This window comes from Comamonas sp. JUb58 (assembly GCF_004364775.1).
GTDB lineage: Bacteria > Pseudomonadota > Gammaproteobacteria > Burkholderiales > Burkholderiaceae_C > Comamonas.
Genome location: NZ_SOAL01000010.1, coordinates 164,845 through 184,416 on the forward strand (window position 1 = coordinate 164,845; position 19,572 = coordinate 184,416).

The 19,572-nt window shown below is 65.8% G+C and carries 19 protein-coding genes; 11 read left to right on the forward strand and 8 right to left on the reverse strand.

Going from position 1 to position 19,572, the window contains the following annotated elements:
* Window positions 1-258: 258 nt before the first annotated feature.
* From EDF71_RS12825 to EDF71_RS12840, 4 genes are all read right to left on the reverse strand, one after another.
* Entirely contained in the window at window positions 259-1,368 is a 1,110-nt protein-coding gene (locus EDF71_RS12825) for a GTP-binding protein (RefSeq protein ID WP_133856971.1), read from the reverse strand.
* Between the two features lie 323 nt (window positions 1,369-1,691).
* Window positions 1,692-2,447, reverse strand: a complete 756-nt coding sequence (locus tag EDF71_RS12830; protein ID WP_133856972.1) for an RNA pseudouridine synthase — start codon at window positions 2,445-2,447, stop codon at window positions 1,692-1,694.
* A 140-nt stretch (window positions 2,448-2,587) separates the two neighbouring features.
* Complete coding sequence (locus tag EDF71_RS12835) at window positions 2,588-3,757, reverse strand: ATP-binding protein (RefSeq protein WP_133856973.1); 1,170 nt, start codon at window positions 3,755-3,757, stop codon at window positions 2,588-2,590.
* On the reverse strand, window positions 3,742-4,467 hold the full coding sequence (locus EDF71_RS12840) for a response regulator (RefSeq protein ID WP_133856974.1): 726 nt from the start codon (window positions 4,465-4,467) through the stop codon (window positions 3,742-3,744). The genes EDF71_RS12835 and EDF71_RS12840 overlap by 16 nt, the downstream gene beginning before the upstream one ends.
* 239 nt (window positions 4,468-4,706) lie before the next feature.
* Between EDF71_RS12840 and EDF71_RS12845 the strand changes: the two genes are divergently transcribed.
* From EDF71_RS12845 to EDF71_RS12885, 9 genes are all read left to right on the forward strand, one after another.
* Window positions 4,707-6,131, forward strand: coding sequence for a TolC family protein (locus tag EDF71_RS12845; RefSeq protein ID WP_243854286.1), 1,425 nt, complete (start codon window positions 4,707-4,709; stop codon window positions 6,129-6,131).
* Entirely contained in the window at window positions 6,128-7,273 is a 1,146-nt protein-coding gene (locus EDF71_RS12850) for an FtsX-like permease family protein (RefSeq protein ID WP_133856975.1), read from the forward strand. Before EDF71_RS12845 ends, EDF71_RS12850 begins: the two co-directional genes overlap by 4 nt.
* Before the next feature lie 11 nt (window positions 7,274-7,284).
* Entirely contained in the window at window positions 7,285-8,013 is a 729-nt protein-coding gene (locus tag EDF71_RS12855) for an ABC transporter ATP-binding protein (protein ID WP_133856976.1), read from the forward strand.
* Window positions 8,010-8,939 carry an HlyD family efflux transporter periplasmic adaptor subunit gene (locus EDF71_RS12860; RefSeq protein ID WP_243854287.1) on the forward strand — a complete coding sequence of 310 codons (930 nt, stop codon included), beginning with the start codon at window positions 8,010-8,012 and terminating at the stop codon, window positions 8,937-8,939. The genes EDF71_RS12855 and EDF71_RS12860 overlap by 4 nt, the downstream gene beginning before the upstream one ends.
* Entirely contained in the window at window positions 8,932-9,642 is a 711-nt protein-coding gene (locus tag EDF71_RS12865) for an MtnX-like HAD-IB family phosphatase (RefSeq protein ID WP_243854288.1), read from the forward strand. The genes EDF71_RS12860 and EDF71_RS12865 overlap by 8 nt, the downstream gene beginning before the upstream one ends.
* Window positions 9,643-9,743: 101 nt before the next feature.
* Window positions 9,744-10,574: an alpha/beta fold hydrolase gene (locus tag EDF71_RS12870; RefSeq protein ID WP_243854293.1), complete on the forward strand. Its 831-nt coding sequence runs from the start codon at window positions 9,744-9,746 to the stop codon at window positions 10,572-10,574.
* A complete protein-coding gene (locus tag EDF71_RS12875; RefSeq protein WP_133856978.1) occupies window positions 10,564-10,938 on the forward strand; it encodes an EamA family transporter in 375 nt (124 codons plus the stop codon). Before EDF71_RS12870 ends, EDF71_RS12875 begins: the two co-directional genes overlap by 11 nt.
* Before the next feature lie 4 nt (window positions 10,939-10,942).
* Entirely contained in the window at window positions 10,943-11,380 is a 438-nt protein-coding gene (locus EDF71_RS12880; RefSeq protein WP_133856979.1) for an EamA family transporter, read from the forward strand.
* A 28-nt stretch (window positions 11,381-11,408) separates the two neighbouring features.
* Window positions 11,409-12,647, forward strand: coding sequence for a DegT/DnrJ/EryC1/StrS family aminotransferase (locus EDF71_RS12885; protein ID WP_133856980.1), 1,239 nt, complete (start codon window positions 11,409-11,411; stop codon window positions 12,645-12,647).
* Here the strand turns inward: EDF71_RS12885 and EDF71_RS12890 are convergent.
* From EDF71_RS12890 to EDF71_RS12900, 3 genes are read right to left on the reverse strand one after another with little or no spacing between them, the layout of a single operon-like run.
* Window positions 12,577-13,491 (reverse strand): hypothetical protein, encoded by a 915-nt coding sequence (locus EDF71_RS12890; RefSeq protein ID WP_243854289.1) that lies wholly within the window; start codon window positions 13,489-13,491, stop codon window positions 12,577-12,579. The genes EDF71_RS12885 and EDF71_RS12890 overlap by 71 nt on opposite strands.
* Window positions 13,488-14,555 (reverse strand): GNAT family N-acetyltransferase, encoded by a 1,068-nt coding sequence (locus tag EDF71_RS12895; protein WP_243854290.1) that lies wholly within the window; start codon window positions 14,553-14,555, stop codon window positions 13,488-13,490. The genes EDF71_RS12890 and EDF71_RS12895 overlap by 4 nt, the downstream gene beginning before the upstream one ends.
* 2 nt (window positions 14,556-14,557) lie before the next feature.
* Window positions 14,558-15,934 (reverse strand): aminotransferase class III-fold pyridoxal phosphate-dependent enzyme, encoded by a 1,377-nt coding sequence (locus EDF71_RS12900; protein WP_133856982.1) that lies wholly within the window; start codon window positions 15,932-15,934, stop codon window positions 14,558-14,560.
* A 210-nt stretch (window positions 15,935-16,144) separates the two neighbouring features.
* Between EDF71_RS12900 and pssA the strand changes: the two genes are divergently transcribed.
* Window positions 16,145-16,768, forward strand: coding sequence for a CDP-diacylglycerol--serine O-phosphatidyltransferase (pssA, locus tag EDF71_RS12905; protein WP_133856983.1), 624 nt, complete (start codon window positions 16,145-16,147; stop codon window positions 16,766-16,768).
* Window positions 16,769-16,798: 30 nt separating this feature from the next.
* Here the strand turns inward: pssA and EDF71_RS12910 are convergent, their stop codons facing one another.
* A complete protein-coding gene (locus EDF71_RS12910) occupies window positions 16,799-18,496 on the reverse strand; it encodes an MBL fold metallo-hydrolase (RefSeq protein WP_133856984.1) in 1,698 nt (565 codons plus the stop codon).
* A gap of 171 nt (window positions 18,497-18,667) precedes the next feature.
* Here EDF71_RS12910 and dapF point away from each other — a divergent pair, with 171 nt between their 5' ends.
* Complete coding sequence (gene dapF / locus EDF71_RS12915) at window positions 18,668-19,540, forward strand: diaminopimelate epimerase (protein WP_133856985.1); 873 nt, start codon at window positions 18,668-18,670, stop codon at window positions 19,538-19,540.
* The last annotated feature ends 32 nt before the right edge of the window (window positions 19,541-19,572 follow it).

Consider the following 19,572-nt stretch of genomic DNA (forward strand, 5'->3'; position numbering starts at 1 on the left):
GCAGCGTACAGCTCGCTTGCACAAGCCTCCTTCTCCTTCAGCACCGTGTCCAACAGGCCAAAGCCCCTCGAAACACCGCACTCTCTCATTGATAACTTATGGACGAACCACGGAAACCGTATCTCGCCGCTGGCCTGCTTTGCTGCATTTCGGGCCGCGATTGTATATGGCATCGCTGCACAGCAACAAGTGAATGCTGCCCCGGCGCAACGCGGGGTTTCCCCGGGGTCTGATTCCGGGGCCGCCCCGCCTGGGCGATCAGGCCTCAACCACGCACTGGTCCAGGCCCTGGCGCAGGATGTCCTGCGGCAAATCAATGCCAATGAAGACCATCTTGCTCTGGCGGCGCTCATCGGCAGCCCACTCAGGGCCCAGATCGCTGCCCATTAGCTGGTGCACGCCCTGGAAAATCACCTTGCGGTCGGTGCCCTTCATCGCCAGAACGCCCTTGTAGCGCAGCATGCGCGGGCCATAAATGTTCACAATGGCGCCCAGGAAGTCTTCCAGCTTGGCGGGGTCAAAGGCCTTGTCCACGCGGTAGACGAAGCTCTTCACATCGTCGTCATGGTGGTGGTGGTGCGGGTGGTTGCAGTGCTCGCCATGTTCGTGGTCGTGGCCATGGTCGTGCCCGCAGTTTTCATCGTGCACATGGCCGTGGTCATGGTCGTGCCCGCAATGCTCGTCATGCACATGCTCGTGGTCATGGCCCTCTTCCTTGAGGAAGTCCGGGTCGATGTTGAGCGTGGCATTCAGGTTGAAGCCGCGCAGATCGAACACGTCCTTCAGCGGCACATCGCCAAAATGCACGGCGCGGATCGGCGCGCGCGGGTTCATGTGCTTGAGGCGGTGAACCAGCGCGTCCTTGTCAGCCTCGCTCACCAGGTCGGTCTTGGACAGGAAGATCTGATCCGCAAAGCCCACCTGGCGGCGTGCTTCCTGGCGCGTGTCCAGCTGCTGGCCGGCATGCTTGGCATCCACCAGGGTGATGATGGAGTCGATCAAATAGGTTTCGGCGATCTCTTCATCCATGAAGAAGGTCTGCGCCACCGGGCCGGGATCGGCCAGGCCCGTGGTTTCGATCACGATGCGCTCGAAATCCACCAGGCCCTTGCGGCGCTTGGCCGCCAGCAGCTGCAGCGCTTCGCGCAGGTCTTCGCGGATGGTGCAGCAGATGCAGCCATTGCTCATCTGCAGAATCTGTTCCTTGGATTCCGTCTTCAGAATGTCGGTGTCGATGTTTTCTTCGCCGAACTCGTTCTCGATCACGGCAATCTTCATGCCGTGCGACTCATGCAGCACGCGCTTGAGCAGCGTGGTTTTGCCCGAGCCCAAAAAGCCCGTGAGGATGGTGACTGGAATGAGTGACATAGGACCCCTGATAGTTACACATAAGGCAGCGATCGCAAGCCGCGCCACGTGCCAGACTTGCCCGCCCACCGGCCCATCGCGCAAGCACAGGCCTTTGTATCAAACACCGTTATGTGGGGCCATGCCAGGCGATATCAAGACAGCTGCAGGTAAATTCTGTGGCTATGCCAAGAGCGGGCTATTGTGGCATGTTTTGCAGGCGGGGCATTTTCGGAGCTTGGCTTGCATCAAACCCAAGCCAGATCAGCGCAAAACGCTATCAAATTGATACCAAAACTGCGCCGAACTATCCGCCTGAGGCCTCCCCCCAGCCGCTGGACGCCTTAAAACCGCTCGTAACCCTGCAGATAGCGCCAATGGCCCTGGGGCAGCTTGCTCAGCGAGATCCGGCCAAGGCGCAAACGCTTCAGCGACACCAGCTCCAGCCCCAGTGCGGCGCAGATGGCGGGCAGCCATTCGGGCGCCACGCGCTTGAGCGCAAAGCGCAGATGGGTCTCGTTCTGCCAACTGGCCTTCAGCGGTGGCAGGCGATCGCCATCCATATACAGGCCATTGGCCAGCAGGGCCAGGCCATCCTCGATCATCTCGCCTTGCACCTCGACCAGGCATTCCTGCTCCAGCAAATCCGCCTCTTCCGTCAGGTGGCGGATGATGCGGGGATCCTGGCTGTAGACCACCAAGCCGCTGGCGGCGCGGGGAATGGGCAGCAGGAACTGCTGGTGGCGAAAATGGCGCGGCAAGGGCCGGACGGGCTGTGGCGTGTCCACCTCGGCCAGGTGCTCGGGCGTCAGCAGGTCCAGCGCGCTGAGGCCTGTGCGGCCGGGCTCCAGCGCGCGCAGGCTGTAGCCTGCGGGCTTGTGCAGCAACAGGGTCACGGGCTGGATCGGGCGCAGATCGGCGCCGGTCTGTAGCTCCACGGTCTGGCTGGGCAACACGCGGGCGCCCGGGGTGTCCTGGATCTGGCCATCCACTGTCACAAAGCCGGCATCGATATAGTGCTCGGCCTCGGCGCGCGAGCAACCGATGTCGCTCGCCAGGCGCTTGGACAGGCGAATGGCTTGGGGGTCTTGGGCTTGCATGGGCAGCAACTCTGCGGCGTGGCACGGTTCCGCGCCATCCGCTCCTTCAAAAAAAGCAAAAGCCCTGCAGTTGCAGAGCACAGACGCCATTTTAGTCGCCGGCCAGGGTTGGTGCCTGGCCAGCGCTGTGCAGCCCCGCCTCAGGCCGGTGCAAAACGCAGCCGGAACAGTGCGCCGCCCCGGGCTGAGCTTTCGGCATGCGCCACCCCACCCTGCAGCTCGGTCAGCGCCTGCACGATGGACAGGCCCAGGCCCGAGCCCTCTCGCTTGCGCCGGCCCGGCGCCATCGCAAAGCGCCGGAAAGGGTGGTTGCGCAGCTCCTGCGGCAGACCGGGCCCGGCATCGCTGACCAGTAGTTCGATCCAGATATGCCCTTGTGCATCGCGCATGTTGCGCACTTCTACCTCCAGCCAGTGCCCGCTGGCGGCATGGCGCAGCGCATTGCCCACCAGGTTGGCAATGATCTGGCGCATGCGCAAAGGATCGGCGCGGATCGCGCTGATGGCATCGTCCTCGGGCAGTACCTGGGACAGCGCCATCTCGGCCAGTTGCAGCTGGGGCTGCAGCTCCTGCAGGCTCTCGCGCACCAGCGCACCAAGGCTCAGGCGCTCCTTGCGCAGCGACATTTCACCGGCCTCGGCCATCGCCAAGGTATGCAGGTCGTCAATCAGCCGGCCCAGGTGCTCGGTCTGCGCCAGCAGCAGCCGAAACTCCAGCTCGCTGGGCGCGATGACCCCATCGCACATCGCATGCAAATGGGTCTTGAGCACCGACAGCGGCGTGCGCAGCTCATGCGAGATGGATGCCGCCGAGGCCTGGCGCTCGGCATTGAGCTTTTGCAGCGCATCGATCATCGCATTGAAGGTGTGCACCACCTCCTTCAACTCGCCATGCGCACCCTCTTCGACCACCCGCGTCGAGCTGAAATCCCCGTGCGCCACGCGCTGCGCCACCTCCACCATCGATGCCAGCGGCCGGGTGATGTAGCGCGAAACAAAAAAGCCCATCGCCAGGCCAAACGGCAGGCAGACCAGCAGACCGATGAACAGCGACACCTGTTCGCCAAAGAACACCTCGCCGCGCCAGTACTCGCCATAGATCTGCATGGCGCGCGGGCTGTTGTCCAGATCGCGCTCGATCAGGTCGTCCAGCTCCACCCGCACCGAGCTGGGCAGGCTTTGGTAGAACTGGTTGTACTGCACCGCATTGAAGGCCCAGGCGCAGGCGCTGAGCAGCGCAATGGTGCTGAGCAGCGTACCGGCAATCCAGAAACCAAAGCGGACCCAGATGCGGTTCAGTCCCCGGGCCATAGACGGTATCCAATGCTGCGCACAGTCTCGATCATCTCCTCCTGGCCAGCCAGCTGCAATTTGCGGCGCAGCTTGGACAGGTGCGAGTCGATCACCCGCTCCAGCGCATCGCTCTCAGGCAGGCAGTGCTCGATCAGCTGCGCGCGGGAGAAGCAACGCCGGGGCTGCGAGGCCAGCAAGGCCAGCAGGCGGAATTCGGTCAGGGTCAACGGCAGTGGTGTGGCCTGGCCTTGAGGGTCATAAACCCGGGCACTGTGCTCGGCGGGGTTGATCTCCAGCGCACCCACCCGGATCGGCGCCATCGGCGCAGCGGCGGCCTTGGGCTGGCTGCGGCGCAGCACGGCACGCACGCGCGCCACCACTTCGGCCGGGTTGAAGGGCTTGACCACGTAGTCATCCGCCCCCAGGCGCAAGGCCACCAGCTTGTCCACATCATCGGCCAGCGCCGTCACCATGATCACCGGGGTCTGGCCCTGGTCGCGGATAAAGCGCAGCACATCGACGCCGTCCATGCCCGGCAGGTGGATGTCCAGCAGCACCAGATCGGGCTGGTTTTGGCGAAAAAGCTGCACGGCCTGCTCGCCATCGCGCGCAAACAGGGTGCGCATGCCGTCGCGCTCCAGGTAGGCAACCAGGATTGTGGCGATGCCTGGCTCATCCTCCACGACGAGCACCAGCGGCGCTGCCACAGGTGGCGTAGGTAGTTTCATGGCGGACTACATCCCAAGTAGGTTCCAGCGGCAGCCCACAGAAGGCGCCCAAAAGCGGTTGAAACGAGCCATTATGACCGTGCCGACCGCCTGTTGCACGCCTTGGCGGCCTCCATGTTTCCTCCATCATTTGTGCAAGCTTGCGCAAGCTTGCCAGGGTTGAATGGTTCGCTTAATTGCCCGGCCTTCGCGGTCTGGCCTCCACGGTCAACACCGGCCAAGAACCGACTCCATTGCACGTGAAACCCTTGTTCTGCAAAACACTGCTGGCACTGGCACCTGCCGCTTTGCTGGCCGGTTGCATGACACCGCCGCAACCCCAGCTCCAACCCGACACCCCGGCCCAGTGGCGCCAGGCGGGCGGCAGCGCGCCCAATGCGCGCGCCGTCAAGGCCGCCGACCTGGCCGCCTGGTGGAAGTTGCTGGGCGACCCGGCCCTGGACAAGCTGGTGGAGCAGGCGCTGGCCCAGAACCTGGATCTGGCACAGGCGCAAGGGCGTCTCCAGGCCCAGCGCATTCTGCTGGGCACCGCCACCGCCGCCTACAAGCCCGAATTCACCGCCGGCGTGCGCACCCTGCAGGATGTGGCCGCACTTGACTCCTACTTCCATGCCAGCTTGGACATGAGCTGGAACCTGGGCCTGTTTGGCGCCTACGAATCCACCGAGCTCGATGGCCAGGGCCAGTTGCTCGATGCCCAGGCGCAGCTGCAGGCCGCCAGGATCCAGCTGGTCGCCAACGTGGTGCAGCGCTATCTGGATATCTGCGTGGCGCAGCAGCAACGCTTTGGGCTGGACCAGCAACTGCAGCTGGATACGCGCCGCCTGCAACTGCAGCAGGTGCGTGTGCAGCAGCGCATGGGCAGCGCCGAGCAAGTGCAGCAAGCCAGCCTGGAGCTCCACCGCAGCCGTGGCCAGGAGGCCGAACTGCTGCAGCACCAGGCACGCGCCGCACATGCGCTGGCCGCACTGCTCGGCCGCAGCGAACCGCAGGCAGCCTGGCTGGCCGCCTCCAGCAGCCCCCATATCCCCAGCGCCGCAGCGCTGAAGCTGCAGGTGCTGCCGGCCGATCTGCTGCGCAGCCGCCCCGCCATTCTGGCGGCCGAAGCCGCTGTGCAGCGCGCCGCAGCAGCAGCCGGCCTGTCGAACTCGGCGCTCTACCCCCGCTTTGCGCTGGGTGGTTCGCTGCTCTACTCCTACAACCTGACGCAGAACCGCCGCTCCAGCTCCAACCACGAGCCCATGCTTGGCCCGGTCATCGACATACCGCTGTTCGACTGGGGCCGCCGGCGCGCGCAGGCCGATACCGACGAACTGCTGATGGACAACGCCGTCAAGGCCTACCGCCAAAGCGTGCTCGACGGCGTGGCCGATGTCGAAACCGCGCTGGCCGGCCTGGGCGCGCAGCAGCAACGCCAGCAGTCGCTCGATGCCCAGACGCCGCTGTTGCGCAACCGCGCCCAACAGCTGCAGCGCCGCCAGCAGCTGGGCCTGGCCAGCGAGCTGGATACCCTGGAGCCGCGCCGCCAGCTGCTGCTGCATGAAAGCCAGCAAAGCGTAGCCCAAGCCGCGCAGGCGCTGGCCTTTGTGGCCCTGTTCCAGGCGCTGGGTGGCGCGCCGCTGCCACCGCAATTGCCCTCCGGCACGCCAGGAGCCACGCCATGATTGCCCTGGCGCGCAAAACCCTGGTCTATGAATGGCGCCGCTTTGTCCCCTCGATCTTCGCGGTGGGCTTTGCCGGTGTGCTGCTGGTCATGCAGGCTGCGCTGGTGCTGGGCATTTTCAGCTCGGCGGCGATCTACATCACCGCCAGCTCGGCCGATCTCTGGGTGGGCTACCCCGGCACCCAAAGCGTGAACTTTGGCCGCAACATCGGCCCCGATGTCGAAATGCGCATGCGCATGGACCCGGACATCCGCGCCGTCGAGCCCTTTGTCTGGGTCGATGGCGACTGGCGCTCCAGCCAGGGTGCGGCCCAGGCTGCCGGCGCCGTGTCGGTCTATCTCTCGGGCATCTCCACCGCCGGCACCGCGATGATGTTCGACCGGGTGATTGCGCCCTGGCAGCGCAAGCTGCTGCGCGAGCCCGGCGCCGTCATCGTCGACCGCGCCGATCTGGACAGCCTGGCCACCCATGAAGGCGGCACGGCCTGGATCAACAACCACCGCGTGCGTGTCGTGGCTGCCGTGGATGGCCTGCGCGGCCTGGGCGGCGTCAATGTGCTGGCATCGCTGGAGAGCGCGCACCAGATCGCCGGCAGCTCGCCCAGCCAGGGCAGCACCTACCTGCTGGCCCGCGTGCGCAAGGGCGTGGACAACCACGCCGTGCAGCAGCGCCTGAGCAGCGAGGCGCGCAGCTTTGGCCCGCACGAGGTCTGGACGGCCGATAGCTTTGCCCACCGCTCCCAGCGCTACTGGATGCTCGACACCGGCGCCGGTGCCGGCGTGCTGTTCATGGCCATCGTCGTCTGCCTCGTGGGCGCAGTCGTCACCAGCCAGTCGCTCAAGAGCGTGGTTGCCGGCTCGGTGCGGGAATACGCCGTGCTCAATGCGCTAGGCGTCAGCCGCGCAGCGCTGGGCCGGGTGGTGGTGGAACAGGCCTGCTGGATTGGCGCCGCCGGCCTGCTGCTGACCACCATCGCCAGCGTGGCCCTGGTCTCGGTGGCCCAGGTCTACCGGGTGCCGGTTGCGCTCAACCTGCAAGCGGTGCTGGCCTGCGCGGCACTGGTGGCCACCTTGGCGCTGTTGTCCGGCCTGGGCGCAATGCGCGTGCTGCTGCGCACCGACCCGGCCACCCTGCTGCGCTGAAGGACACCACCATGCCCAACAACACGCCCACCACACCCAGCCTGCAGGCCGTCGGATTGCGCAAGACCTATGTCTCGGGCTCCATCCGCATCCATGTGCTGCAGGATCTGTCGGTCGATTTGTACGCCGGCGAGCTGACCCTCATCTCCGGCCCCTCGGGCTGCGGCAAAAGCACCTTGCTGTCGCTGATGTCGGGCCTGCTCACCCCTGATGACGGCCAGACCATTGCACTAGGCCAGAACCTCACCACCATGCCCACCCGGGAGATGGAGCGCTTTCGGCTGCTGCACACCGGCTTTGTGTTCCAGGGCTTCAACCTGTTCCCGGCGCTGACGGCGCTGGAGCAGGTGCAACTGCCCCTGGGCTACCTGGGTATGCGGCGCGCCGAAACCTTGAAACGGGCGCAGGACGCGCTCGAAGAGGTCGGCCTGTCCCACCGCGCACATATGCGGCCGGCCGAGCTGTCGGGCGGCGAAAAGCAGCGCGTGGCCATTGCCCGGGCGCTGGCCAAGGCGCCCCAGCTGCTGTTTGCCGACGAGCCCACCAGCGCGCTGGATGCCGAAAGCGGACAGCGCGTGATCGACATCCTCCACCGCGTTGCACGCAGCCATGGCACCACGGTGCTCTGCGTCAGCCACGACCCGCGCCTGGTGGGGCATGCCGACCGTGTACTGAATATGGAAGACGGTGCCGTGTACAGCGACCGGCGCCAAAACACCATGATGGAGAACCCAACTTGACCAAGATCCACGCAACCCCTTTGCCCATGCCGCAGCCCTGGCAGGTACTGGGCCTGCTCTGCTTGGTGCTGGGCGGACTGGCAGGCTGCACACCGGCGGCTGACAGCCCGCCCGCCGCCAGCATCAGCCAGCAGCACCAAAACCCGGTGGCTGTGGCCCGGGGCAAGATCGAGGTCGACGGCGGCCTGCTGGATCTGGCCACCGCCATCGATGGCACCGTGCAGCAAATCGCCGTGCGCGAAGGCCAGCAGGTGCAGGCCGGCCAGCTGCTGCTCAAGGTCCATGACGAAGACCTGCGCGCCGAGCTGGCCGTGGCCCAGTCCTCCTACCAACTCGCCCAGGCCAAGCACAAGGCCCTGACCACCAAGCTGCCGCTGCTGCAGGCCCAGCTCAAGCGCCTGCAGGCCGCCGCCCGCGATGGCGCGGCCGATCTGCAGGAAGTGGACAACGCCCAGGCCGCGCTGCGCAATGCGCAGTCCGAGGCCGAGGTGGCCCAGGCCGAAGTGAAACTGGCCCAGAGCAAGACCCAGCAGCTGCGCGAGCGCCAGCGCCTGTATGCCCTGCATGCGCCAGAGGCTGCCACCGTGGTGCATCTGCGCGCCCAGACCGGCAGCCAGGTGCACACCAGCCAGGCAGCGGTGCGCCTGCTGCCGCTGCGCCCGCTGCGCATCCGCGCCGAGCTCAACGAGAGCTTTGCCGGCGCGGTGCAAAAGGGCATGCGCGCCAGCGTGGTGCTGGACAACGACAGCAGCAGCCCGCTGCCCGACGCCCGGGTGCTGCGCATCAACCCCATGTATGGGCCTTCGACCTTGCAGGACGACGCCCAGCGCGGCCCGCTACGCGTGGTCGAGTGCGTGCTCGAGTTCGAGACCGCACCCGGCAATGTGCGCGTGGGCCAGAACGTGAGAGTGAGCTTCCATGAATAAATACATGCTTGCGCAGGCGCCTGCCTGCCACAACACCAGCGGCTGGATGATCCAGTCCGACTTTGACGGCACGATCAGCCTGGTCGATGTCACCGACAGCCTGCTGCAGCGCTTTGGCCTGCCCGGCTGGACCGAGTTGGAGGACGCCTGGGAGCGCGGCGACATCGGCTCGCGCGCCTGCATGCAAGGCCAGGTCGCGCTGCTCGACATGGACCAGCAGGAGCTGGACGCCCACCTTGACGGCATTGCCATCGACCCCGGCTTTCCCGGCTTTGTGCAGGCGGCGCAGGCACTGGGCCTGCGGGTGCAGGTGGTCAGCGACGGTATCGACTATGCGATCCAGCGCGTGCTGGAGCAGCACGGCCTGGGCCACCTGGAGGTGATTGCCAACCGCCTGGTGCAGCAGGAAACGCGCCGCTGGGCGCTGGAATCCCCCTGGGCCAGCCCGCACTGCAAACGCGCCAGCGGCAACTGCAAGTGCGAGCGCCTGGCGACGCAGCAGGCGATTGCCGGACGCGTGCTCTATGTGGGCGACAGCACCTCCGATTTCTGCGTCTCGCACGAGGCCGACTATGTGCTGGCCAAGTACCGGCTGATCGAGCACTGCGAGCGCCATGGCATTGCCCATGCGCCCTTTGTCAGCTTCAGTGATGCGACGCCGTGGTTGCAGCATTTCATGCAACAGCAGGAGGCCCTCGCATGAATACCCATGACGCACTCGCCCAGCACCTGGCTGGCCAACCACAGGAAAGGGCCGCAGAAGCGGCCTTGCAGACCTTGTGCCTGACACCCAACGAATTCGTCATGCCCGGCTCCGGCGCCGCCGCACGCACCGGCGTGCTGCTGGTGCATGGCCTGACCGGCACCCCGGCCGAGATGCGCTTGCTGGCCAAGGGCCTCAACCGCGAAGGCTTTACCGTCTATGCCGTGCAACTGGCGGGCCACTGCGGCAGCATGCAGGACCTGGTCCAGACCCGATGGACCGACTGGCTCGCCAGCGTGCAATCGGCGCTGCTGCGCTTTGCACCCCATGTCGACCGCGTGGTGGTCGGCGGCCTGTCGATGGGCGCCTTGCTGTCGCTGGCGGTAGCCACCTCGCACCCGCGCCAGGTAGCCGGGGTGGCGGCGCTGTCCACCACCTTCCGCTATGACGGCTGGAGCATTCCCAGCTACACCAAGCTGGCCTTTTTGCTGCCGCTGTTTCGCCTGCTGGGCATCGGCCGGCAAAGGGTGTTCATGGAGGCGCCGCCCTACGGCATCAAGGACGAGGCCTTGCGCGCCCGGGTGGTCGCACAGATGCACAGCGGCGACAGCGCCGCCGCAGGCCTGCCCGGCAACCCCTGGTGGTCCATCATCGAGCTGCGCCGGCTCTCCGCCCATGTTCGCAGCCACTTGCGGGATTTGCGCGCGCCTTGCCTGGCCATCCATGCCAAGGAAGACGACATCTCCCACCGCTCCAATGCCGAGGACATCGCCACTGGCGCAGTCCACGCAAAGGTCGAAGTCGTGCTGCTCGACAACTGCTACCACATGATCACCATCGACCGCGAGCGCCGTACCGTGATCGCCAAGGTGCATGACTTTGTGGCCCGCATCGGCGGCGCGCCAGCACAGGCAGCGGCACATGGGCGCTGAGATCACTCCGCTGGTGATCAGCCTGTGGCTGATCAATATCCTGGTCGACAGCGGCGGTCAGCTGGCCTTCAAGGCCGCTGCCACACAAACCCCGAGCACGGCCACCGGCATGGACCACTGGCGCTACATGCTGGCGCGCCCCTGGATCTGGATCGGCGGCGCCTGCTATGTGATCGAGTTTGTCGCCTGGCTGGCCTTTTTGTCGCTGGTGCCGCTGTCCGATGGTGTGCTGCTGGGCAGCATCAACATCGTGGCCATCATGGTGGCCGGGCGCATTCTGTTCAAGGAAAAGCTTGCACCAATGCGAGTCCTGGGCATCGTGCTCGTCTCCATCGGCGTGGCCGTCGTGGGCCTCAAGGGCTGATCGCATGAAACGCTTTTACCTGGTCGGCTTTCTGGTGCTGATGGCCTTCGACACCCTGGCCCAACTGAGCTTTAAGAAAGCCGGCGATGCCGCGCTGCCGCTGGAGTTCAGCCCTTCCTGGCTCTGGCGCGTGTTTGCCCAGCCCTGGATCTATGGCGCCTTGATCGGCTATATCGGCGCCTTTTTCACCTGGATGCATCTGCTGCGGCGCGCACCGGTCGGCCCAGCTTTTGCCGCCTCGCACCTGGAGATCATCTCGGTACTGGCGCTGTCCCATTACCTGTTCCAGGAGACCATCGGCCTGCCCCAGATTCTGGGCTGCGCTTTCATCATTGCCGGCATTGCCTGCCTGGCCGTGAGCGAAGCCCAGGACCATGGCGCCACCGAGCCAGCAGAGGGCCCAGCGGACAACACCACCGGCGCCAGCGCGGCCGCCCGCTGATGGCGTCCCACAACCAAGCCCATAGCTGATGACAACGCGCCGCATCTCCGTCCCTCCTACTGCCGGCCTGGCGCTGCGCTGCGCCGATCTGCGCCCCTGGGGAGATAAGCATCTGGACCGGGCGCTGGCCGCCTGGCTGGGGGTGGACGAGGTGCTGCTGGAATGCTCCGGCACCTCCGCGCTGATGCTGGCATTGCGGACCTTGCAGCAGCTCGCCCCCGAGCGCTGCGAGGTGGTGGTGCCCGCCTACACCTGCCCTCTGGTGGCAATGGCCGTCGCGCAAAGCGGGCTGCAACTGCGGCTCTGTGATCTGTCGCCCGACCGCCTGGACATGGATGGCCAAGCGCTGGATACCGTGCTCAGCCACCGCACCCTGGCCGTGGTACCCACCCACCTGGGTGGCAGGGTGGCCGATGTCGCCAGCCTGCTGCCCCGCGCCCAGGCCTGTGGTGCCTATGTGATCGAAGACGCCGCCCAGGCCCTGGGCGCCCGCGTAGCGGGCGGCAGCGTGGGCCTGCAGGGCGACATCGCGCTGTTCAGCCTGGCGGTGGGCAAGGGCCTGACGACCTATGAAGGCGGCGTGCTGCTGGCCCGCGACCCGGCGCTGATGGCGGCGCTGCGCGCGCAGCACCAGGCATCGATACGCCCCCACCTCGCCTGGGAGCTGCGCCGCAGCCTGGAGCTGCTCGGCTATGCCGCAGCCTTCCGCCCTGCGCTGCTGGACCGGGTCTACGGCGCGCCGTTGCGGCGCAGCCTGGCGCGGGGCGACTGGGTGGAAGCGGCCGGCGATGATTTTGACAGCTATATCCCGCAGCACAGCCTGGGCGCTTGGCGCCGGCGCGTTGGCCGGCGCGCGTTGGCGCGGCTGCGCCCGCACTGGGAGCAGGCCGAGCAGCAGGCGCAGCGGCGCGTGGCCCAGCTGCGTGCCCTGCCCGGTGTAGAGGTGGTGGACGATGCCGCACCTCAGGCGCAGGGCATCTGGCCGGTGATTTTGCTGCGCTTGCCCAGCGCCGCCCAGCGCGATGCGCTGATGCAGGCGCACTGGGCCAGCGGCTGGGGCCTGTCGCTGCCGTTTAGCGAAGTGCTGCCCGACTATGCGCGCTATGCGCCCGTGCTGGGCGAGGCCTTGCAAGACCCGGTGCCGCAGGCCCGCGACTGGGCGCAGCGCTTGCTGGCCGTCAGCAACAGTGCCTGGCTCAGCGATGCGCTGTTTGCCCAGCTGCTGGATGCGTTGCGGCAGACAAAGCCGCCATCAGCCGCTGGTTGAGCGCATGTTGGCCCGCCTGGGCTGCGGCCAGTGCCTGTGCATCAATGGCGGTGTCCTGGCCATCACCGGCACTGAGCCAGCGCTTCCACCAGGTGCTGTACTGCCAGGATGAGACATCGCCGGTGATATCGCTGCCCACCAGTTGGCCGTCGAGCGCTGCAATGATGCCCATCGCCTGCGCCTCGCGCATCTGGCCCTGGTCCCAGTTCGTGGTGACTACGTCGGTGGCAAACACATCCTTGTCGATGCTGAGGTAGCTGCTTTGGCGCTCGCGTGCCAAGGTCGCCGTCAAGGCTTCTGTCAAGGCATCAAGACTGGGGAACGCGCGAAAGGCGGCCGACAGGCCCAGGCGCCGTGCCCAGCCGGTGTCCACGCCGCAGCTCCAGTAGCTGAGCTTGCCGGCACGCAGCGGGCCCAGGTAATTCTCCCAGGCATGGCCGGCGCCAATATCGGGCGAGGTGATGCCCGCCACATGCACATGCGATACGGCAGGGTGCATGGCAATGCGCCGCACCCAGGAGCCGCAGTGCACCCCCCAGGGAAAACGCATATTGTCCGGGTGGTTGTCCAGCACCACCACGCGCAGCGGGCGGGCCGCGGTGTAGCCCTGGCGGGCAATGCAGTGCTCGATCAGCAGCCAGGACAGGTGGTGAAAATCGCCACTGCCCATCCAGGCCGTGCCATGCTGCGCCGGCAGCAGTGACTGCACATGGCGGCGGAACTGCTGGTAGCGGCCCAGCGATGCGCCAAAGCGGATCGCCTCCTGCCAATCGCCCAGCGGCAGGCGCAGCTCCCCGGCCAGGGGGCCGACGGAGCCATCGACATCCAGCACCAAGGGAGTCATCGCTGTTCCTGCCATGCGCGGTCACTTTCAAAATGCCGGGAAAACCGCCGCCCCAAGGCCCGCAGCAGCGGGTTGCGGATGTAGACCGCATGCTGGGTGAAGGTGAAGCTGGCACCCAGCTGCGCCTTGACCTCGGGATCGGTCCAGCCAGCCACATAGTGTGACAGGCCGCATTCCAGCGCATATTCCAGGTTCACCATCCAGCTGACAAAGTACAGGTTGGTCTGGCGCGCACGCGGGTAGGACAGGCCGATGTATTTGTCGACAAGGCGCCCATCATGCGCAAAGCACAGGTTCCAGCCCAGCAAGGCGCCATCCTGCGCATCGCGGTACTCAAACACCAGGCCCTGGTTGCTGGCATCGCGCAGCACCGCGGCAAAAAAGCTGCGGCTGAGCTTGTCAAAATGCAACTCGCTTTGCGCATACACGGCTTCGAACAGCGCATAGTAGGCATCGACCAAGGCCTCGTCGGCAAAAGCCGGGCCGGTGGGAATGCGCCGGATCTGCAGCTGGCTGCGGCTCTTGAGCTTGCGGCGCAGGTCGGAGCGCCGGTTTTTGGACAGCCGCGCCAGGTAGGCATCGATGCTGTCGAAATCGATAGCCACATAGGCCAGCGCCTGGCCTTCCACCAGGATGAAGCCCTCATGCTGCAGCGCCTGCGCCAAGCGATGGGCATCGGCATTGTCGGCCGGCGGCAGCAGCGGCGAGTTTTGCGGCAGGTCCTTGACGATGGTCAGCATGCAGCGCCCGGCGTAGCTGCACAGCTGGCGGGCCAGCTTGTCCATCTCCACATCCGGGGGCAGTACCAGGTACTCGCTCAAGGTGGAGCCGACAAAATCGGTGCGCAGCCGCAAGCGCTGCGCCAGCCAGGCCCCGCCGGGCAGCTGCAGCACCCAGCGCTTGACGGCCTCGTCGGCCGTGGTCAGCAGGTCAAAAGGCGCACGAAAGGCCGGAAACGGCCGGTCCGAGAACACCGCAAAGCCCTCAGGCGGATGCGCGGCAAACTGCCGGATCAGCGCAGAGGGCTCCAACTGGTTGCGCGAAGGGCGCAAGGACTCGCTCAAGCTCAGGACCGCTTGGCCAGGGTGATCAGCTGGTCGAGCAGCACCAGCGCTTCATCGATCTCGCTGCGGCTGATCATCAGCGACGGCGCGAAGGTGATCACGTTCTTGTAGTAGCCGCCCACGTCCAGCACCAGGCCACGTTTTTGGCCCTGGTATTCGAGCTTGCCTTCCAGGCCCAGGTCGACCATCTTGTCGAGCAGCGCCTTGTTGGGGGTAAAGCCATCGGCCGTGCAGATCTCGGCACGCAGTGCCAGGCCCATGCCGTCCACATCGCCGATTTCCGGATGGCGCTTTTGCAGCTGTTGCAGGCCATCGAGGAAATAGGCACCCGACTCGCGCACCTGGCGGCCAAAGTCCATCTCGTGGGTCATCTTCATCACTTCCAGGCCCAGGGCCGTGCCCAGCGGGTTGGAGGCAAAGGTCGAGTGCGTCGAGCCTGGTGGGAACACCGTGGGGTTGATCAGCTCTTCACGGGCCCACAGGCCGGACAGTGCGTTCAGGCCATTGGTCAGCGCCTTGGCGAACACCAGCACATCGGGCTTGACGCCAAAGTTCTCCACCGACCACAGGGTGCCGGTGCGCCAGAAGCCCATCTGGATTTCATCGACCACCATCAGCACGCCATGGTCGTCCAGCACCTTCTTCAGGCCACGGAAGAAATTGGGCGGTGGCACCACATAACCACCGGTGCCCTGGATCGGCTCGACATAGAAAGCCGCGTACTCGCACTGCTGGGTCTTGGGGTCCCAGACGGCGTGGTATTCGTTCTCGAACTTGCGCGCAAACTCCTGCACGATGGAGTCCGCATACTCTTCCGAGGTCATGCCCTTGGGGCGGCGGAACGGATAAGGGAAAGGGATGAACTGTGCGCGGTCGCTGAAGTGGCCGAAGCGGCGGCGGTAGCGGTAGCTGGAGGTAATGCTCGATGCACCCAGGGTACGGCCGTGGTAGCCGCCTTCAAACGCAAACATCAGGCTTTTGCCATTGGTGGCATTGCGAACCACCTTGAGCGAGTCTTCAATCGCCTGGGCGCCGCCCACGTTGAAGTGCACACGGCCGGGCATGCCCCATTTCTTCTCGGCATCCTGCGCGATGAACTTGGCCAGCTCGATCTTGGTAGGGTGCAGGTACTGGCTGGCGACCTGGGGCAGCTCGCGCAGCTGCTCGATCATCTTGTCTTCCAGGCGCTTGTTCTTGTAGCCGAAGTTGACGGCCGAGTACCACATCTGCAGATCCAGGTAGGGCGTGCCTTCCTGGTCAACCATGTAGCTGCCCTCGCAGCCGCTGAAGATCTTGGGGGGATTGACGTAGTGAACGGTATCGCCAAAAGAGCAGTATTGGGCTTCGTCAGCCAGCAGTTGTTCGGTATTGAAAGTCACGGCGGAGGGCTCCAGTTTTGAGTGCCGCAAGTCTGGCCCTGCAATGTTGTGGCTCCGCCTACATTGTTTGTAGGATTGATGGAGATCTTGCCCGCTTGATGGAGCATGGCCGACGCCCGGTTTGGCGCTGGCGGATACAGCGTGTACCATGGTCAGCTACAGCGCAGCAGCACAGACGGCCCTTGCATTCGGGCTGTAGACATCACCTTCATGAATAGTCCACACAAACGTTTTTCGATGATTCGCGAGTTCCACCTCGCAGACTGGTTCACCCTGGGCAATGCCGTCTGCGGCGTCGGCGCGCTGTTCTCGGCGATGACCTTTCTGGAGACCTCGGACCGCCGGCACATCTACTTTGCCGCGGCGCTGGTGCTGGCCGCGCTGATCTTCGATATCTTTGATGGCCGCATTGCGCGCTGGCGGCAAAAATCATCGGCCATGGGCCGCGAGCTCGATTCGCTGGCCGATGTGATCTCCTTCGGTGTGGCGCCCGCCATCATTGCCTATGCCTGCGGCATGCAGGGAATGTGGGACCGCATTGTGCTGGGCTACTTTGTGGCCTGCGGCGTCTCGCGCCTGGCGCGCTACAACGTGACCGCCGAGGCGCTGTCCGATGGCGCATCGGGCAAGGTCAAGTACTTTGAAGGCACACCCATCCCGACCTCGATCGTGCTGGTCGCCTTGCTGGCATTGGCCGCCGCGATGAATGCGGTGCGGGCTGATCTGTGGTTTGGCAAGCTGCTGATCGGCGGCTTCACCCTGCACCCGCTGGTGCTGCTGTTTGCGGTGTCGGGCTCGCTGATGATCAGCCGCATCAAGATTCCCAAACTCTAAGCGAGCTTGGGCGCAAGGCCCAAGCCACCCTCACATCCCGCGAATATGCTCCACATGCGCCAGCAGTGAGCGCTTGGCCACCGGCCACAGACGCTCCGGCGTGTCGGCATAGGCAATCGCGACCCAATCCTCCGGTGTGCCATCAGGCGCTTGGGCCATGGCCTGGCGCACCTTGTCTTCGCGCGCCATGCGGTGGGCATGCAGCTTGGCAATCACCTGCAGCGGCTGGGCCAGCGCATAGCCGTGGGCCGGCAGGATGAAGTCGATCTGGTCTTGCTCGCAGGCCTGGGCCAGCTTGGCGAGCGAGGCCAGGTAGAGGCGCATATTGCCGTCTGGTGGGTCCACCACGGTGGTGCTGCCGTTCAGGATATGGTCGCCGCTGAACAGCAGGCCGTCTTCCTGCAGCACCAGACAGACATGGTTGGCGGCATGGCCGGGGGTGTGCAGCACCCGCAGGCTGTGGCTGCGCGCCGGGTCGCTGGGGTGGGCCAGCTGCAGCACCTGGCCGTCCTGCAGTGCCTGGTCCGGCGTGAACTGGCTGCCCGCGCGGGCGGTGCAGGCAGACGCCAGCCCCCAGATCAGCGGCTTGCTGCGGCCCGACTGCGCGACCAACGCCTGCAGCGGCGCTGCGCCTGGGGAATGGTCGGCATGCGAATGGGTGCAGACGATGGCGCGGATATCGCCACCGGTGGCAGCCAGAATGCGCGCCAGGTGCGGGTCGTCCTGCAGCTGCGGCTTGGGGCCGGGGTCGACCACGATGTAGCCGGTCTCGGCATCACCGACCAGGTAGGTGTTGGTGCCCGGGCCGGTCATCGTGCCGCCGTTGTCGGCCGTCAGGCGCTGCACGTTCTTCAGCAGCGGCACCGGCTGTTCGCTCTGCCAGCCCACGGTATGGTGCAGTTGGCCATCGGGGCAGACCAGGGCCAGCTCGCCGTAGGCGGTCTCGTGTTCCATAAAGCGGCGCACCTCGCCATCGACCATCGCGCCACGCGGCATCGACTGCCAAAGCCATTGGCCAGGCTGCACCTGCTGCAGCGCCTGCAGCACATCGAGCAGCGCCTGCACCGTCGGGTAGGCCGCCAGGCGCTCCAGCGTGACCCGGGTGGGGAACATCACCGTCATCTGCCCGTCGGCTGCGCGCTGCAAGGCCTGGGCGGGGTGCACCCACAGCGCCTCGAACTGTTCCGTGTCATCGGTCACCGCTTCCTGCCCCTCAGGCATGCGCGCCACCAAAAAGGGCACATCAAAGCGGATCGGTATCTCTTGCGCCGCCGTCCAGCGTGCCAGCGGCCACAGCATATCGGCCGCCAGGGTCAGGCCCAGCGCGCCACACTGGGGCAGCAGCGGCTGGCTGCGGTCCATGCTGGCCACCTCGGCCTGGCTGGCCCAGCGGCCATCGGCATGGCGGGCCAGCAGCACGCCCATTTCCTCCATGCTTTCGCGGATGGCGGCCTGGGCATAGGTCAGCTCCTCGCTGGTCTGCGCCGTGCGGCGCGCCAGCAGGTCGTGGTGCAGGGCATCGCCGGCATCCACCGCGCCACCGGGAAAGACATAGTGCCCGGCGGCAAAGCGGGCCTTGTCGGAGCGGCGCGACATCAGCACCTCCAGCCGGGTGGCGCCTGGTCCCGCCTGGGGGTCAGGCGCATCGCGCAAAAACAGGGCCGTGGCGGCTGCGCGGGCCGGTACGGGCTCGCGTTGCACATGGAGTAGCTGGCTGGTACGGGTCATAGGCCCATTATCAACACTTGCATGGCTGGGCCGTGTCACCCGCAGCGCGGGCGGGGCGTACCGCCCCAGACTGTCCGCATCTGCAACCTCGGGGCGGGCTGCAAGTAACAGCTTCTTACGCGCTCTGTCCCCCAGCGCATCCGGCCGGGCCCAAAAAGCGATAATGGGCGGATGGACATCCGATTTACCAAGATGCAAGGCGCCGGCAATGATTTTGTCGTGCTCGACGAGACCGCTGGCCCCCTGGGTTTGCGTGCCGACCAGTACCGCTTTCTGGCCGACCGCCATTTTGGCGTTGGTGCCGACCAGATCCTGACGGTACGGCCCTCACCCGCCCCAGGGATCGATTTTGAATACCTCATCCACAACGCCGATGGCGGCGAGGTGGAGCAATGCGGCAATGGCGCGCGCTGTTTTGCACGTTTTGTGTACGACAAGGGCCTGACCGACAAGCAGGCGATCCGGGTCCAGACCCAAAAAGGCGTGATCGCCCCCGAGCTGATGGCCGATGGCCGGGTCACCGTGAACATGGGCCAGCCCCGCCTGGTGCCGGAAGACGTCCCCTTCAACACCAGCGGCCTTACGCCAGTGGCTCAGCACCACACGCAGAAATGGCCGCTGGCCTTGCAGGTGCCGACCGACCCGAGCACCGTGTTCATCGTGCCGGTGTCCATGGGCAACCCGCATGCCGTCATGCTGGTCGATGATGTGGATAGCGCACCGGTCGAATCCCAAGGCCCCGTGCTGGAGTCGCATCCCCGCTTTCCCGAGCGCGTGAATGTCGGCTTTCTGCAGGTACAAACCGCGCAGCAGGTGCGGCTGCGGGTGTTCGAGCGCGGCACTGGCGAGACCCTGGCCTGCGGCACCGGCGCCTGCGCGGCCGTGGTGGCTGGCATCGAGCTGGGCCTGCTGCAAAGCCCGGTGGATGTGCAGACCCGGGGCGGCATGCTGACCATCGTCTGGAGCGGCCAGGCCACTGATCCAGTGATGATGACCGGCCCGGCCACGACCGTGTTCGAAGGGCAGATCAGCATTCCGGACTAGGCACGGCGCAGCACCTTGCGGCTACCGATTGA

What these genes read in the sequence shown, in the direction of transcription:
- EDF71_RS12870 (WP_243854293.1), top strand. Translation starts at nt 9,744, where the DNA reads ATGCCCGGCTCCGGCGCCGCCGCACGCACCGGCGTGCTGCTGGTGCAT.
- EDF71_RS12880 (WP_133856979.1), top strand. Translation starts at nt 10,943, where the DNA reads ATGAAACGCTTTTACCTGGTCGGCTTTCTGGTGCTGATGGCCTTCGAC.
- EDF71_RS12890 (WP_243854289.1), bottom strand. Translation starts at nt 13,491, where the DNA reads ATGACTCCCTTGGTGCTGGATGTCGATGGCTCCGTCGGCCCCCTGGCC.
- EDF71_RS12885 (WP_133856980.1), top strand. Translation starts at nt 11,409, where the DNA reads ATGACAACGCGCCGCATCTCCGTCCCTCCTACTGCCGGCCTGGCGCTG.
- EDF71_RS12835 (WP_133856973.1), bottom strand. Translation starts at nt 3,757, where the DNA reads ATGGCCCGGGGACTGAACCGCATCTGGGTCCGCTTTGGTTTCTGGATT.
- EDF71_RS12840 (WP_133856974.1), bottom strand. Translation starts at nt 4,467, where the DNA reads ATGAAACTACCTACGCCACCTGTGGCAGCGCCGCTGGTGCTCGTCGTG.
- EDF71_RS12825 (WP_133856971.1), bottom strand. Translation starts at nt 1,368, where the DNA reads ATGTCACTCATTCCAGTCACCATCCTCACGGGCTTTTTGGGCTCGGGC.
- EDF71_RS12855 (WP_133856976.1), top strand. Translation starts at nt 7,285, where the DNA reads ATGCCCAACAACACGCCCACCACACCCAGCCTGCAGGCCGTCGGATTG.
- EDF71_RS12910 (WP_133856984.1), bottom strand. Translation starts at nt 18,496, where the DNA reads ATGACCCGTACCAGCCAGCTACTCCATGTGCAACGCGAGCCCGTACCG.
- EDF71_RS12865 (WP_243854288.1), top strand. Translation starts at nt 8,932, where the DNA reads ATGAATAAATACATGCTTGCGCAGGCGCCTGCCTGCCACAACACCAGC.
- dapF (WP_133856985.1), top strand. Translation starts at nt 18,668, where the DNA reads ATGGACATCCGATTTACCAAGATGCAAGGCGCCGGCAATGATTTTGTC.
- EDF71_RS12875 (WP_133856978.1), top strand. Translation starts at nt 10,564, where the DNA reads ATGGGCGCTGAGATCACTCCGCTGGTGATCAGCCTGTGGCTGATCAAT.
- EDF71_RS12850 (WP_133856975.1), top strand. Translation starts at nt 6,128, where the DNA reads ATGATTGCCCTGGCGCGCAAAACCCTGGTCTATGAATGGCGCCGCTTT.
- pssA (WP_133856983.1), top strand. Translation starts at nt 16,145, where the DNA reads ATGAATAGTCCACACAAACGTTTTTCGATGATTCGCGAGTTCCACCTC.
- EDF71_RS12830 (WP_133856972.1), bottom strand. Translation starts at nt 2,447, where the DNA reads ATGCAAGCCCAAGACCCCCAAGCCATTCGCCTGTCCAAGCGCCTGGCG.